At 43.4% G+C, this 15,164-nt stretch carries 17 protein-coding genes; 11 read left to right on the top strand and 6 right to left on the bottom strand.

Annotated elements, in window-relative coordinates; all coding sequences use genetic code 11:
- Positions 1-15 precede the first annotated feature (15 nt).
- Entirely contained in the window at positions 16-258 is a 243-nt protein-coding gene (locus E2K93_RS11355) for a DUF6868 family protein (protein ID WP_135439203.1), read from the bottom strand.
- Between the two features lie 9 nt (positions 259-267).
- On the bottom strand, positions 268-645 hold the full coding sequence (locus tag E2K93_RS11350) for an STAS/SEC14 domain-containing protein (RefSeq protein ID WP_135439202.1): 378 nt from the start codon (positions 643-645) through the stop codon (positions 268-270).
- A 207-nt stretch (positions 646-852) separates the two neighbouring features.
- Between E2K93_RS11350 and mtnN the strand changes: the two genes are divergently transcribed.
- The 3 genes from mtnN (at position 853) to E2K93_RS11335 (ending at position 2,757) form a co-directional block, all read left to right on the top strand.
- Positions 853-1,563 carry a 5'-methylthioadenosine/S-adenosylhomocysteine nucleosidase gene (gene mtnN / locus E2K93_RS11345; RefSeq protein ID WP_135439201.1) on the top strand — a complete coding sequence of 237 codons (711 nt, stop codon included), beginning with the start codon at positions 853-855 and terminating at the stop codon, positions 1,561-1,563.
- Between the two features lie 140 nt (positions 1,564-1,703).
- The gene (locus E2K93_RS11340; protein WP_228445278.1) at positions 1,704-2,108 is read left to right on the top strand and encodes a rhodanese-like domain-containing protein; all 405 of its coding nucleotides are present in this window, start codon (positions 1,704-1,706) and stop codon (positions 2,106-2,108) included.
- A gap of 28 nt (positions 2,109-2,136) precedes the next feature.
- Positions 2,137-2,757 carry a trimeric intracellular cation channel family protein gene (locus tag E2K93_RS11335; protein WP_189637914.1) on the top strand — a complete coding sequence of 207 codons (621 nt, stop codon included), beginning with the start codon at positions 2,137-2,139 and terminating at the stop codon, positions 2,755-2,757.
- A 77-nt stretch (positions 2,758-2,834) separates the two neighbouring features.
- On the opposite strand, the gene E2K93_RS11330 is transcribed toward E2K93_RS11335, so the two are convergent.
- From E2K93_RS11330 to tyrS, 3 genes are all read right to left on the bottom strand, one after another.
- Complete coding sequence (locus E2K93_RS11330; protein ID WP_135439199.1) at positions 2,835-3,164, bottom strand: ribonuclease E inhibitor RraB; 330 nt, start codon at positions 3,162-3,164, stop codon at positions 2,835-2,837.
- A 35-nt stretch (positions 3,165-3,199) separates the two neighbouring features.
- Complete coding sequence (locus tag E2K93_RS11325; RefSeq protein WP_135439198.1) at positions 3,200-3,742, bottom strand: DUF4136 domain-containing protein; 543 nt, start codon at positions 3,740-3,742, stop codon at positions 3,200-3,202.
- Positions 3,743-3,850: 108 nt separating this feature from the next.
- Positions 3,851-5,050 carry a tyrosine--tRNA ligase gene (gene tyrS / locus E2K93_RS11320; protein ID WP_135439197.1) on the bottom strand — a complete coding sequence of 400 codons (1,200 nt, stop codon included), beginning with the start codon at positions 5,048-5,050 and terminating at the stop codon, positions 3,851-3,853.
- A 230-nt stretch (positions 5,051-5,280) separates the two neighbouring features.
- Between tyrS and E2K93_RS11315 the strand changes: the two genes are divergently transcribed.
- The 6 genes from E2K93_RS11315 (at position 5,281) to E2K93_RS11290 (ending at position 11,083) form a co-directional block, all read left to right on the top strand.
- Positions 5,281-6,564, top strand: a complete 1,284-nt coding sequence (locus tag E2K93_RS11315; protein ID WP_135439196.1) for a peptidoglycan DD-metalloendopeptidase family protein — start codon at positions 5,281-5,283, stop codon at positions 6,562-6,564.
- Positions 6,539-7,684, top strand: a complete 1,146-nt coding sequence (locus E2K93_RS11310) for an anhydro-N-acetylmuramic acid kinase (RefSeq protein WP_135439195.1) — start codon at positions 6,539-6,541, stop codon at positions 7,682-7,684. The genes E2K93_RS11315 and E2K93_RS11310 overlap by 26 nt, the downstream gene beginning before the upstream one ends.
- A gap of 219 nt (positions 7,685-7,903) precedes the next feature.
- Entirely contained in the window at positions 7,904-8,386 is a 483-nt protein-coding gene (locus tag E2K93_RS11305) for a DUF6174 domain-containing protein (protein WP_135439194.1), read from the top strand.
- 218 nt (positions 8,387-8,604) lie between these two features.
- Positions 8,605-8,796, top strand: a complete 192-nt coding sequence (locus E2K93_RS11300) for a hypothetical protein (protein ID WP_135439193.1) — start codon at positions 8,605-8,607, stop codon at positions 8,794-8,796.
- A 222-nt stretch (positions 8,797-9,018) separates the two neighbouring features.
- The gene (locus tag E2K93_RS11295) at positions 9,019-10,551 is read left to right on the top strand and encodes a DUF3360 family protein (RefSeq protein ID WP_135439192.1); all 1,533 of its coding nucleotides are present in this window, start codon (positions 9,019-9,021) and stop codon (positions 10,549-10,551) included.
- A 25-nt stretch (positions 10,552-10,576) separates the two neighbouring features.
- Complete coding sequence (locus E2K93_RS11290) at positions 10,577-11,083, top strand: glycine cleavage system protein R (protein WP_135439191.1); 507 nt, start codon at positions 10,577-10,579, stop codon at positions 11,081-11,083.
- 10 nt (positions 11,084-11,093) lie between these two features.
- Here E2K93_RS11290 and yfcE read toward each other — a convergent pair whose 3' ends face one another.
- Entirely contained in the window at positions 11,094-11,639 is a 546-nt protein-coding gene (gene yfcE, locus E2K93_RS11285) for a phosphodiesterase (protein ID WP_135439190.1), read from the bottom strand.
- A gap of 309 nt (positions 11,640-11,948) precedes the next feature.
- Between yfcE and pflB the strand changes: the two genes are divergently transcribed.
- On the top strand, positions 11,949-14,234 hold the full coding sequence (gene pflB / locus E2K93_RS11280; RefSeq protein ID WP_135439189.1) for a formate C-acetyltransferase: 2,286 nt from the start codon (positions 11,949-11,951) through the stop codon (positions 14,232-14,234).
- 61 nt (positions 14,235-14,295) lie between these two features.
- A complete protein-coding gene (pflA, locus tag E2K93_RS11275) occupies positions 14,296-15,033 on the top strand; it encodes a pyruvate formate lyase 1-activating protein (protein WP_135439188.1) in 738 nt (245 codons plus the stop codon).
- Positions 15,034-15,164: the final 131 nt, after the last annotated feature.

Genomic DNA, 15,164 nt, shown 5'->3' with positions numbered 1-15,164 from the left:
ACCGCTAAGGTGTTGTTAAACCATAAGTTTCAGCGCAATATACGGTGCTAAATTAAAGACATATATGGCAAGTTTGTAATAGCCAAAGAATTTAAAATAGACGCATTGTAAGGTTTCATCATCGAGCGTAAACATGCGTCGGTGCAATGCTTTAATCGGTTCTGCAAATACTTGCATAATAAGCCAAGCTAGAATTAAAAATATCGCATTGATGACGGTACACCAACCAAAAAATTCAGCCAATTGTTGCACGTCCATATCAACCTCCTACCTTAGCCAGGCCAAGGCTTTATCTTCGTCTTCAAAATAAGCGACCTCACCACTTATAAACCAACCACCAATTTTGGCCACCATCTGTTGCCAGTCTTTATTGCCAAGAATGGCGACTTTTTCAAATTCGCTGCCGTGTTTGAGGCCAAGCTTAAAATCATCCCATGCGGCGCGCAGCTCCCAGCCTTGCATCTCAGTCGCATTGATAAGCATTTTTACTTTCGGCTGTTTCACCGCCGCCAATGCATTATCGAGCATTGGTGTTATCACCTGATAATCGGCGTGGGTCAGAGTGCCTTGCGCTGTAAGCGTAACGAAAAACTGATCATCAATACGTTCAATACCTATGGCTAAGCCATGTCGCTTAATGGTCATATTTAACCTCCTGATTGTCGCTTAGTTATGGTCTATATCTTTAAGCCTAAATCACCAGCATCTACGACGCGAATATTTCGCATTAACTTTTGATTAACATCAACAAACGCCGAGTCCGAACAAGCAGTTGGTGAATAAAAGTTGTTTTAGTTTTTGCGCTAACTCACTATAATTGCCGCATCTTATGCAATGGCAGGAATAAAAACGATGAAAGCAGGTATTATCGGCGCAATGGAGCCGGAAGTTGCAATTTTAAAAAGTAAATTGGCAGACTTTGCCGAACACCAATATTTTGGCTACCGTTTTTTCACCGGTAACATCGATGGCAATGAGATCGTATTGGTGCAATCTGGTATAGGTAAAGTTGCTTCGTGTATAGCAACAGTGCTGATGATTGAGAAGTTTGCACCTGACTACATCGTCAATACTGGCTCTGCAGGTGGCTTTGATCAATCCTTGCGTGTCGGTGACATCGTGATCAGCTCTGAAGTACGACATCACGATGCTGATGTTACCGCATTCGGCTATGAAGTTGGCCAACTGCCTGGCATGCCGGCAGCATTTACGCCGCACCCAACCTTGGTTAGCGCAGCCCAACAAGGCATTGATACATTGCAAGGTATTCAAACCATGACCGGTCTTATCACCACTGGCGATACTTTCATGACCAAAGATGATGATATTGCTAAGGCTCGTGCAAACTTTCCAACCATGGCCGCGGTGGAAATGGAAGGCGCCGCGATTGCGCAAACCTGCCATCAATTAAGCGTACCATTTGTGGTTATTCGTTCAATGAGTGATATCGCCGGTAAAGAGTCGCCAGAGTCGTTTGAAGCCTATTTAGAAACCGCATCAGTGAACTCATCAGAGCTGGTGATGAATATGCTGACCGCCTTAAAGGGCAAAAGCTTAAGCTAAGTCCGGTATAGCCTAGTGATCAAATCCCGGCTAAGTCCGGGATTTTTTATTGGCTTAAATAGCTAATAACACGCATAATTATCAACAAGTTAATCGATATAACGAGTCGCCTGTGTCGACTTGATTTTAAGGTGGAAGTGATGTTGAAAAAGTTAATGTATTTAAGCTGTATGCTCGTCATGTTTAACGCTAACGCATACGATGAACAACAGCCTGTTAGTCCCCTTGCTGCAGACATTGAGCAACAGCAACTTATTGATTTGCAACAAAGTGATGAGCAATTTTTATTGCTGGACGTGCGCACTGCAGAAGAATTTCAAGAAGGTCATATTCCAGGTGCCGTGAACATCTCCCACACCGAACTGGCGGCAAACTTGCAAAAGCTCGAGTCATACAAAGATAAAAATATCATTGTCTATTGCCGTTCAGGCAGACGCGCCGGCATCGCTATTGAGGAGCTTAAGCAACAAGGTTTTAAGCACCTGACTCACTTACAAGGTGATATGAATCTTTGGCATGAAAACAACAGGCAGGTAGAAAAGTAACATGGCAGAAAGTGTCGCCGCCAATCCTATCAGCACCTTTATCTATTTTGCTGATATTTTTGGCGTTATCGTGTTTGCATTATCCGGCGCGTTAATGGCCGGCCGTTATCGTCTCGATCCATTTGGCGTTATGGTGCTTGCGGCAATAACAGCGGTTGGTGGCGGTACCATACGCGACATTATTCTTGGCGCACCGGTATTTTGGACGGTGCAATCCGAGTATGTGGTGATTATCTTTTTCACCTCGTTGTTAACCATTTTTCTCATTCGTGAACCTAAACATGTGCCAAAGCGTTTTATGCACATTTCTGATGCTTTTGGTTTGGCATTGTTCGCGGTATTAGGCACACAAAAAGCGCTAATGTATGAACAGTCCATGTTGACCGCAATCATTATGGGCACCATCACTGGCGTCGCCGGCGGTATGATACGTGACATTATTTGTAATCAAATACCGTTAATTTTACGTCAGGAAATTTATGCCACAGCGGCGATGTTAGGCAGTGTATTATTTGTTGGCTTAAGTACGCTAGGCTTTAGCGAATTAATTGCTGGTTCTATAGCGATGCTAGGCGCTCTGGTGTTACGCCTTGCTGGCATTTATTGGAAGGTATCTTTACCTGCATTCAAGTTTGACGACGAGATATAGACTCAATACTTAGCAATAATAAGGGCAGTATTGCACTGCCCTATTAATCGCATTTAAGTAGCCGCATCAATGTGCAACTAATCTTCGAAATGCACGCCCCAACCGTCGTTATAACCATCAAATTGACGAGCTAACTTTTCAAAGGTTTGCTCCATCTCAACGATATTGTCGTAACTTGGGATCATCTCCAATCTGCAATCAACGTCCCAGACACCTGGGCTTTTATCTGGGTGCACAGTCACGGTGGCCTGCATCTCGCTTTCTTCAATATGCTTAGCGAGTGCGTTGGCATTGTCTTCTTGTTCAAATAACTGGAAAAACTCAACAACAATCGGCTTGCTTAGATCAATGCCGGCTTGTTCCATTTCAGCCAAGACTTGGCCATGTTCATCATTTGGGTAGCTCATTTATCTCTCAAGCTGTAGCAGTACCATAATTAACGCTATTGTACTGTATTTGACGGTAATTGGCCTAGGATTTGATCCACAGCGGCAATTATTTCTTGCTGATTTTCATCGCTGCTGTTTTCAATATCCAAATCAACCTTTACAAAGCCACGAAACACACTGCGACGTTTAACACTATCGAGTACGTCAATCACCAGCATTGAGGAACGTATGTCTTGGTTAAGTCGTTGCTGCTCTGCCTGGGCACAGCCCAAACATGCACGCACTAACTTATTGTAGGTTTGCAGCTCTCGCAAACTGCGACCAACTAAGAAATAGCTGATTACCACGTCCGCGTCTTCCAATGGTTTGTAATCAAATCCTGATTCTTCCATTTTTTGTTCAATGGCCAATTCAATACGATTACGCTCATAATCACTCAGGCTCTGAATATCACTAAATCGAGATTCTCGAGGAAACAGACTGAAGGTCTTAACCTGAGTAAAATTAAAATCAGGGTTAACACTAGACGTAGGTTCACTGGCACAGCCGAGCATTAAGCTAAGGCCAAACACCATGGATAGTAGACGTAAAATCATTTGCTCTCTTATGTTTTTTGTTGTCAATGGCAAACACAGTTAATACTGTACGCTAATTACAAACAAAAATGCCAGTCATTTGACTGGCATTGTCGGTGTAACTTGCAATTAAACCAATGTCACTTTAGCAAATTTGCGTTTACCGACTTGGTAAATAGCCGTGCTACCGGCAACACATGCTTGCTTAGCATCGGCAACTTTTTCGCCGTCAATTTTAACCGCACCTTGTTTAACCATGCGCATGGCATCTGAGGTACTGCCAACCAAACCGGCTTCTTTTAGTAAGTTTGCTAGTGCCAATTCACCATCAACGGTATTGATTGTCTTCTCTTCAATATCCGTTGGCATAGCGCCTTTTTGGAAGCGATTAATAAATTCTTGATGCGCAGCGTCAGCATCTGCTTGGCTGTGGAATCGAGCAATAATTTCTTTTGCCAATTCAATTTTGATATCACGAGGGTTCGCACCATCTGCAACTTGTTGTTGGAACGCTTCGATCTCAGCAATCGGACGGAAGCTTAACAAGTCATAGTAACGCCACATCAATACATCAGAGATAGACATGATCTTACCAAACATATCGCTTGGCGTGTCAGTTATACCGATGTAGTTGCCAAGTGACTTAGACATCTTTTGTACACCGTCTAAACCTTCAAGCAATGGCATCATCAGTACCGTTTGCGGACGTTGACCTTCCGATTTTTGTAATTCTCGGCCCATCAACAGGTTAAACTTCTGATCGGTACCGCCCAGTTCAACATCAGACTCTAATGCAACTGAATCCCAGCCTTGAACCAGTGGGTACATAAATTCGTGAATAGCAATAGACTGGCCTTCTTTGAAACGCTTTTTAAAATCGTCACGTTCCATCATACGGGCAACGGTTTGACGTGCCGCCAGCTTTAACATACCTGCGGAACCAAGCTTTTCCATCCAGGTCGAGTTAAATTCAACACGGGTTTTCGCCGGATCAAGAATTTTGAACACTTGCTGTTTATAGGTTTCAGCATTGGCCAATACATCAGCTTCGGTAAGCGGTTTGCGCGTTACGTTTTTACCTGTTGGATCACCAATCATGCCGGTAAAATCACCGATCAAGAAAATGACTTCGTGTCCCAATTGTTGGAACTGACGCATCTTGTTGATCAAAACCGTATGCCCCAAATGCAAATCAGGTGCTGTTGGATCAAAGCCTGCTTTGATTTTTAATGGTTTACCAGATTTTAACTTCTCGAGTAATTCATCTTCCAACAGAATTTCTTCTGCACCACGTTTTAACTCGGCAAACGCTTGGTTAGTATCGGTCATTATTGTGCCTTTTGACTTAAACAGGATTTGTCCTGCGCAATTGCTACTACTTTATTCAAGAACAGCTGATTTTACTGCAAAACTAAGGGTTGTGAAAACCCCGGGGTTGTGAGTTTTTTTAATTTTTTGGTATAGTCTTATCTATAAGTATCAAATAATTATCAGTCTGTATCGGTAACACCTTGACAAATTTAAAGAATTTATATTTAGAACTGCCTAAAAAACACCGTATGTTAATCATCGGCTGCAGTATTTTTCTAGTTATTTTGCTGGTTTTGCCATCAGAACAAGCTGTCGCATCAAAAAATAGCGGCAAACCTGCAATTGAAGTGGGAAAAACTTACGATTTGTCCATTCCGGAGCAAACTAAGAAAAAACTACAGCAAGTTGCCGAGCAAAAACCTGCAACCCAGTCATGGCAAACCGCCACTGTTAAAAGCGGCGATACCTTGGCAAAAATCATGAAACGTTTTGGCCACGGTGCGACAACAACGCACAAATTAACCAAAACAGAGCATGGTAAAGAGCTTAAATCGTTGCGTGTTGGCGAGCAAATTCAACTCGCCAGCAATGATGATGGTGAACTTGTTGGCTTACAGTACAAAATGTCGATGACCGAAACATTGCACATTGCTGTTGAACAACAAAACTTCACTAGCCGTATCGCTGAAAAACAAGTCGAAGTTCGCACCGGTTATGCACAGGCGACCATCACCAGTAACTTCTGGAATGCTGGCCTTAAAGCCGGCATGAGCAATAAACAAATCATGAATTTAGCCAACATTTTTGGTTGGGATGTCGATTTCGCATTAGACATTCGTGAAGGTGATGCCTTTGCGGTGATGTTTGAAGACAAATACATCGACGGTGAATTTGTTGGCCATGGCAATATTTTGGCTGCGGAATTTATTAACCAAGGCGAAACCTTTAAAGCGGTACGTTTTAAAGATGGTGAATACTATAACCAAAAAGGCGATAGCATGCGTAAGTCGTTCTTACGTGCGCCGGTTAGCTTCCAGTACATTAGCTCAAATTTCAAACCAAAACGTTACCACCCAATTCTTAAACGCTATAAAGCCCACAATGGTACCGATTATCGAGCCCCTAAAGGCACACCAGTGAAGGCAGCGGGTAATGGTCGAGTTATTTCATCGACTTACAATAAATACAATGGTCACTATGTATTCATTCAACACGCGAATAACATCGTCACCAAATATTTGCACTTCTCTAAGCGCAAAGTAAAAAAAGGTCAACGAGTGAAACAAGGCCAAGTGATTGGTTTGGTTGGCTCAACCGGACTGTCACAAGCACCACATCTGCATTATGAATTTTTGCTCAATGGCGTGCACAGAAACCCACGTACCGTTAAATTACCTGATGCACAGCCTATCGCTAAAAAGCACAAACAGGAATTTACCAAATTAGCGAGCCGTGTATTAGAGCAACTTGAAGGTTCGAAGCAAACATTAATTGCGGCAACCCTGGATGAGTCAGAAGCACTTGCCGAATAACAACGCAGAACTCTATATTGGCTTAATGTCTGGAACCAGTGCTGATGGTATTGATTTAGCACTGGTTGAATTTAACGACAAATCTCATGTTTTGCACGCCAGCTTTTATCAGCCTTATTCGCCTCAATTAAAACAGCAGATCCAAAGTTTATACACCCCAGGCGATAATGAATTAGACCGCCTAGCCGCCCTTGATAAGCAACTTGCGCAACATTTTGCCAGCGCCGTACTGGCGTTTCTTAAACAGCAACAGCTCAATAGTCATGATATCAAAGCAATCGGCAATCACGGCCAAACCATCCGTCATCGTCCATCGCAACAACACAGCTTTACCTGCCAAATTGGTTGTAGCCAAACCTTAGCGGTGTTGACTGACATCCCTGTAATCGGTCGCTTTCGTGAAAAAGATATGGCATTGGGTGGTCAAGGTGCGCCATTGGTACCGGCATACCATAACGCCATGTTTCGCGATAAAGAAAAAGATGTATGTATTGTCAATATTGGTGGCATTGCTAACATCACCTACTTAGGTGCCAGCGATAACTCGGTAATTGGTTTTGATACGGGGCCGGGCAATGCCTTGCTAGATGACTGGTATACTCGTCACTACCCAAGTTGCACAAAAGGCATTGATGAAGATGCTAAATGGGCGAAAACAGGTCAGGTTAATCAACAACTGTTGACCTTGATGTTGCAAGATTCGTATTTTGCCAAGGCTTTTCCAAAAAGTACTGGCCGTGAATATTTTCATGATGCGTGGCTGCAACAGTTTATCGCTCAACAACAACATAAAGACTTAGCACCTGCAGACATTCAAGCCACGCTAACTGCGCTAACAAGTCATAGCATTGCCGAAGCCATCGGGCATTTAAATCCTCAGTCCGAGGTGGTTATCGTTGGTGGTGGCGCCCATAACCCATTGTTAATGACCATGCTAAAGCAATTACTTGCTGACGCCAATGTGCAGACAGGCAATCAATATGGTATTGACAATGACGCCTTAGAAGCGTTGATATTTGCTTGGCTGGCCTATGCTTTTGAGCACAATTTAGCCTCAAACTTACCGTCGGTAACCGGCGCTAGCCGTGCCACGACCTTAGGCACGTTATTTACCCCTTAATTATTTCTCGTATATTGGGCAACCAAGTGTCATGTGAAACGACAGCGATTGCTTGCTTTCACTATCGCCACACCATCCGCGTGTCGCCACAATTAATTCATTGACTTGCTCTGCAACACCACTATTATGGATTGCACATATGTACCACAAAGCATTGAGTAAACTCTAAATTCGGAGTAAATTTAATCGCTGCTAGGACATCATTTAAATGGAATTTTTATGAAACAAACACTTTTGTTATTACTCTGCTTATGCCTTATATCGTGTAGCGATGACTCCGATGAAGAGTACCGTGATCTGAGCGCATTAATCTTGAAAAACCAAGCTATTTGGAAGGCAACTGAGATTAGCGATTATTCATTTTCATACAGTGAACAAGGCAGCGACTGCCAAGATAGCGGGGACCAATATTACTTAAATCGAACGATAACCGTAGAAGATAATGTTGTCGTATCTGTTTATACTGCTGCCATAAACCATTATGAACCTGAATTAACCCTGCACCTTTATTACACCATAGATGATGTATTTGACTTAATGTTGCAAACTAATTTACAGCAACCTAAGCGCTTTTCTGAATCTAAAACGTCGAAATCCGTGCCTTTATTTCATGATGTCTATGGTTATCCCGTTTCTTTTTATATTGATTTAACCAGTCAAAGTTGTGATTCAATAACGTACAAGATTGATGATTTTCATTAATCATTACAATCACTTTTGGCTGATAAATATTCCTTACATAGGGTAAAAATCGCCGTATCAAATGGCGTTAAATTAATATTACCCGATTGCGCGTCAATCTCTATTGGAACTCACCACGTATAATAGTGTCTATATCTTAGTCTACAGGCGAGTACCTACTTGCCTGACAAAGGATGTCAGCTAGGCTTACAACACCTTAATCAATGTTGGGAGGCATAATGGATATCGATAACATCAAAGTTGGTATGATTTGTACGTCACGCAAAGGCAGTGGCCGAGTCAGTTGGGTAGATGGCGCAACGCAAACTGTGTATATGACTGATTTAATGGACAACAATTCAATTCAGGTTGGCATAGAAGAAATCGTCGACGATCCGCAAGTTCACACACACGAAGACTATTACTATTAATGCTCTGATAATTCATCGATGATCAGCCGGCGATAACCGTCGGCTTTTATTTGCCCGCTAATAAATCTCAGCCGTTAAATTTTTGCCGGCCATTATCAACCTTATGTTTTTCACTATCTGAACTACAATTATTGTTTGTTCATATAACCTTATGGCAGCACCTAAAGATTAGTCGTTGTTGTTTTTAATTATGCTGCGCTGCCTGTTGCGATAGAGACGATTATGCAAGAGAGTGAAAATTCCCAGCACAACAGCGATGATTCGACTCCCTATCATCAGGCTCACCGTCCAGCCAATGAATTTTCAAGTCGTTCAGATTATCTAGATCATGAATTAAAAATCATGAAGCCCCGTCGTTGGGGATTGAACTTACCCGGTCGAGATTTCAATTTTGAGTGGGAAGACTTAGTGCCAGCCATCGCCGGAACCATAGGCATTACGGTGATGTATTCTGCGGTAATGTCTGCGTGGGCCATTGGTTTAACAGAAAAGTGGGATGAGGTTAATCTAGGGGCTGATTTTATTATCTCCGTCGTGCGGGTAGAAATGCTTATCCCTGCCCTGTTGTTTTGTATTATCAGTTCTGGCTTTATCAACCCAAGAGCCAACTTAGCCGGTAACCATGGGCCGATGATTCCGCTTATTGGTGCCATCGCCCTTGCCGGAGCGCACCCGTTAGCATTGGCCATTTTACTAGGCATTTTTGGCATATTAATGAGTTACTTTAAAGGTGGCTCGCGGCTGGTAAACCTCACCGGTGATGGGGTCGCTGGCGGCCTTTTGGTGTTCCTCGGCTTTGGTGGTGCGGTTAGCCAAATCACCTCGTTATTCAGTTGGGCAGAAAGCCTGCAGAGCAAGCACAGCTTAGATTACAGCCTCAGTCATGTGGCGTTTATCATTCTTATTGCTAATGTCGTGCTGTATTCATACTTAGCCAGAATCGGCAAGCGTTGGCTGGCGATTCCCTTGTGTTCCATCGTCGCTATTGTTATCGCCTTTTTATTTGGTGCGGGGTTTGATTTAGTCTTTGTAACCGAACCTGGCATTCCCAATTTAAACCCGGTTTATTGGTGGGGCAGTACCAGTGAAGGTTGGATGCTAGGCTTACCTAATCTGTCACATTTTATTGCCTCGTTACCGTTTGCCATTCTTGCCGTGGCGATGTGGCCACCAGATTTTCTTGGCCACCGGATTTTTCAGGAGCTTAACTACCCCAAAGGTACAGATAAAGTATTGATGGACGTGGACGACACCATGACCACTTGTGCGTTTCGACAAATAGTGGGTACCGCAGTAGGCGGCGGTAATATTACCTCCAGTTGGGGCACATATATGATCCCAGCGGCTATCGCCAAACGACCGATACCAGCCGGCGCCATATTGTTAGGCGCAATGTGTATCGTCGTCGCCGTGTCAGGTTACCCGATGGATGTTGCGGTATGGAAACCGGTGATGTCTATTGCATTGCTGGTTGGCGTGTTTTTGCCATTATTAGAAGCTGGGCTGCAAATGGTGAAAGAATCCAAAGATGCGCAATCGGCGGGTATCTGTATTTTTGCCGCCTTTGTCGCTAACCCTGTTCTGGCATGGTCACTGACTATGCTGTTGGATAACAACGGCATGATAGGTGATAAAGATAGAGCCAAACAGCTGTCGTTTGCCGACAGAGTTATTATACCGGGATTAGCATTTATCATCTGTTTAATTGCCATGTTAGCAGTGGGTATGCTGCCTGGCATACCAGCGCTATTGTAGCAAACTAGGTCAGCGGGAGACATTTATGACAGTACAATTTATCGCGACCATCCTAGGTGAAGAGCGCTCCGGTGTGATGCGCAGCCTTGCCCAACAAACAAATCAGTTGGGCGGTATTTGGCTAGACTCGCGGGTGAGCCAACTCGGCGGTCGTTTTGTTGGTTTGATTAAGATTGAGATTGGTGAGGATAAAGCTGATGAGTTAAAGGCCTTTTTCGAACACCATGACGGCCTGATATCTCACTTTAATGATTGCAACGACTTACAGCAAAGTTTTGCGCTGTGGTCATTAACCTATGAGGCGCGTGATAAGTCAGGTTTAATCGATCAGATCACCCAAGTATTGGCGGAATTCGCTATAGATATTGATGATATGGAATCACATCGCTACGCCGTTGTTGAATTAGGACAAAGCGTACTGAGTGCTTATTTTAGTTTGAGGACACCGATAGACTTTTCACCTGAGCCACTGCAAGAGAAATTGCAACATATCGATCAACAGGCGTTAATCGAAATAACACAAATGCAGTGACGCTGCGGGATTAACCAAACTCAATACCGGCGATTCGCTGATGGTTTAGATTGTACACCGCAAAACCATCTGCATCTAATATGCCGTAGCTTTGCTCGAAACCGCCTTTCGCTAACGTTATTGAGCCGGGGTTTAATAAATAGCGCTGCTTTGAATATTCCGCTTTTGGCAGATGACTATGGCCAAACAAATAGACGTCACCATCGCTAAAAAAATCATCGCTCGCATCGTCACTATATAAATGCCCATGGCTGAGCACTATGCGACGATCTTTTAGATACACTATCGCCATATCCGACATCATCGGAAAGTTAAGCAACATTTGATCAACCTCACTGTCGCAATTGCCACGCACGGCAATAATCTGCGGCGCGAAAGCGTTTAATAGCGTTGCACATTTGCGCGGCGAATACTCATCAACCATTGGATTTCTTGGGCCATGATTCAATATATCGCCCAGCACAATAATGCCTTTGATTGGCTGTTGCGAATATTTGTCTAATACGGTTTTAAGGTTGCTGATGCAACCATGTATATCCGCTAAAACAATAAACATAAACACTCTCTTACACTAACGATAACAGCAGCCTGTGCCGAGATTTTGTAAGCAATCACGTTAACAATTGACTAACAAAAATTACATTAATCACCAAGATTATTTGATTGCAATTAACTATTATCTTTATAGGCCATGAAATTAGTTGTTTTTAACATATAATTTTATAACAGCAATTGGGTAATTGCTGGTGCAATTACCAAGAGCACGCCATGCTCTTAAAACAATGACGCACATATTTAAAGTTATGGTGTCGATATATCTTCTGTTTGACACGGTAACTGGCCTTTCTAAAATTTGGAGACCGAAATGGTTAGTGATAGCAAAACAAACGCGTGGAGCGACTTCACCCCAGGTGACTGGCAAGAACAGGTGAACGTTCGAGACTTTATCCAGCAAAACTATACTCCATACCAAGGTGACGACAGCTTTTTAGCTGGTGCAACAGATGCAACCAAAACGCTATGGCAACAAGTCGCTGAAGGTATCAAGCAAGAAAACGAAACCTTAGCGCCCGTCGATTTTGATACCGATGTTCCCTCAACAATTACTTCCCATGGCCCTGGCTACATCAACAAAGATTTAGAAACCATTGTTGGTTTACAAACGGATGCTCCACTTAAGCGCGGCATCGTATGTAACGGTGGTATTCGTATGGTCGAAAATAGCGCCAAAGTTTACGGCAAAGAGCTATCGCCTCAGGTTAGCGAAATATTCCACAAATATCGTAAGACCCATAACCAAGGGGTATTCGATGTTTACACCTCTGACATTCTTAAAGCCCGTAAGTCCGGTATTATCACCGGTTTACCTGATGCCTATGGCCGTGGTCGTATTATCGGTGATTATCGCCGTGTAGCTTTATATGGCATTGACTTTTTAATGCAAGATAAAGCCGCGCAGCACAAATCACTAGAGCAAGAGTTAACAGATGCGCCAAGCAGCGAAGAGCTAGAGCGTATCATTCGTTTACGTGAAGAGATTTTTGACCAACATCGCGCCCTTAATGATATGAAAACCATGGCACAAAGCTATGGCTTTGATATTTCAAAACCAGCACTTAATGCGCAAGAAGCGGTGCAATGGACTTACTTTGCCTACTTAGCAGCAATTAAATCGCAAAACGGTGCGGCAATGTCGTTCGGTCGCGTGTCAACCTTCTTAGATATCTATATTGAACGTGATATTGAACGTGGTGTGCTTGATGAAGAGAAAGCTCAAGAGCTGATTGACCACCTTGTGATGAAACTGCGTATGGTGCGTTTCTTACGTACCCCTGATTACGACGAGTTATTCTCTGGCGATCCGATATGGGCGACCGAATCTATTGGTGGTATGGGTCTTGATGGCCGTACATTGGTGAGTAAAACCAACTTTCGTTTTCTTAATACTTTATACACCATGGGTGCCAGTCCAGAGCCGAATATGACGGTGCTTTGGTCTGAGCATTTACCGGAAAACTTTAAACATTACTGTGCCAAAGTATCTATAGATACCAGCTCAATTCAATATGAAAATGATGACTTGATGCGCGCTGATTTTGATTCAGATGATTACGGTATTGCCTGCTGTGTAAGCCCGATGATCCTCGGCAAGCAAATGCAGTTTTTTGGTGCGCGTGCCAACTTAGCCAAAGCGCTACTTTATGCCATCAATGGTGGTGTAGATGAAAAAATGCAAACTCAAATTGGCCCTAAAATGGATCCAATCACCGATGACGTGCTTGATTACGACACGGTCAAAGCCAATTTTGATCAGGTTACCGATTGGGTTGCCAAACAGTATGTATTGGCATTGAACTGCATCCATTTTATGCACGACAAATACAGTTATGAAGCGTCATTAATGGCATTGCATGACCGAGATGTTGAACGCACCATGGCCTGTGGTATCGCCGGCCTATCGGTGACCGCCGATAGCTTATCTGCGATAAAATACGCCAAAGTAAAACCTATTCGTAACGAAGACGGTGTTGCCATTGATTTTGAAATTGACGGCGACTTTCCAGCGTTTGGTAATAATGACGCTCGAGTTGATGACATTGCTTGTGATTTGGTCAGTGAGTTTATGGCGAAAGTCGAGAAGAGCCCAATTTACCGCAAAGCGACGCCGACTCAATCGGTGTTAACCATCACTTCAAACGTGGTTTATGGTAAGAAAACAGGCTCAACGCCAGACGGTCGCAAAGCGGGTATGCCGTTTGCACCGGGCGCAAACCCGATGCATGGTCGTGATACCAAAGGCGCACTTGCGGTGATGCAATCTGTCGGTAAACTGCCGTTTAAAGACGCCAAAGATGGTATTTCATATACTTTCTCAATGGTGCCTGGCGCGTTAGGTAAAGACGATAGCAGCAAACAGCAAAACTTGTCAGCCTTGCTTGATGGTTACTTCCACCACGATGATAGTATTGAAGGTGGGCAACACATCAACGTCAACGTTCTTGACCGAGAAATGCTGTTGGATGCGATGGCACACCCAGAGCAATACCCACAGTTAACCATTCGAGTGTCTGGTTATGCGGTGCGCTTTAACTCGCTCACCCAAGAGCAAAAACAGGATGTTATTAATCGTACTTTTATCGATCGTATGTAATAACCTAAACAATAAGGATGGCTTCTGCCATCCTTATTTGTGTTAGGCGCTTGAGGATTATATGGTTACGGGTCGTGTTCATTCAGTAGAGTCTTGCGGAACCTTTGATGGTCCCGGCATACGTTTTATTGTCTTTATGCAGGGTTGTCTTATGCGCTGCAAATACTGTCATAACCGTGATAGTTGGGACGAAGATGCTGGCGATGAAATGACCGTTGAGCAAGTTTTAGAACAAGTACGCCCCTATAAACACTTCTTTAAATCCTCTGGTGGCGGCATCACTGTCTCTGGTGGTGAGCCTATCTTACAAGCCGAATTTGTTACCGCTCTGTTTACCGCTTGCAAGCAAGAAGGCATACATACCACACTCGACACCAATGGCTTTATTCGCGGTCAAGACGAGAAGATGGATGCCTTAATGCAAGTCACCGATCTGGTGTTGCTCGATCTGAAACAGATTCAGGATAAAATCCATATTGATTTAACCAAAGTCAGCAATCGCTATGCGTTGAGTTTTGCCCGCCACCTGCAAAAGATCAACAAACCGGTTTGGATTCGCTATGTGGTTGTGCCTGGCTATACCGATGACCAATTATCGGCGCAGTTATTGGCAGAATTTCTGCATCCAATGGACAATGTAGTACATATCGAATTGCTGCCCTATCATTCTATTGGTGCTTATAAATGGCAGCAATATGGCGACACCTATGAATTGGCTCATATCCACCCACCGAGTCAATTAACCATGCAGCAATTAAAGAAAACCTTTAATATTTACGGACTTAAAGTCGTACTTTAAGCTGTAGTTGACCTTATTGTTGCGAGTTGTCGCACAAAGTTGGCGGTTTATCGTAGCCGCTTTTGACATTACCCCATCAACTCTGTTGTATTAGAGCTACACTCAATAAACAATTCTAAAGAACAATCGAT

It is taken from the genome of Thalassotalea sp. HSM 43 (assembly GCF_004752005.1).
In the GTDB taxonomy this organism is placed as follows: Bacteria; Pseudomonadota; Gammaproteobacteria; order Enterobacterales; family Alteromonadaceae; genus Thalassotalea_A.
The sequence above is the reverse complement of the archived record's forward strand: the minus strand, read 5'-3'. Positions and strand labels throughout refer to the sequence as shown.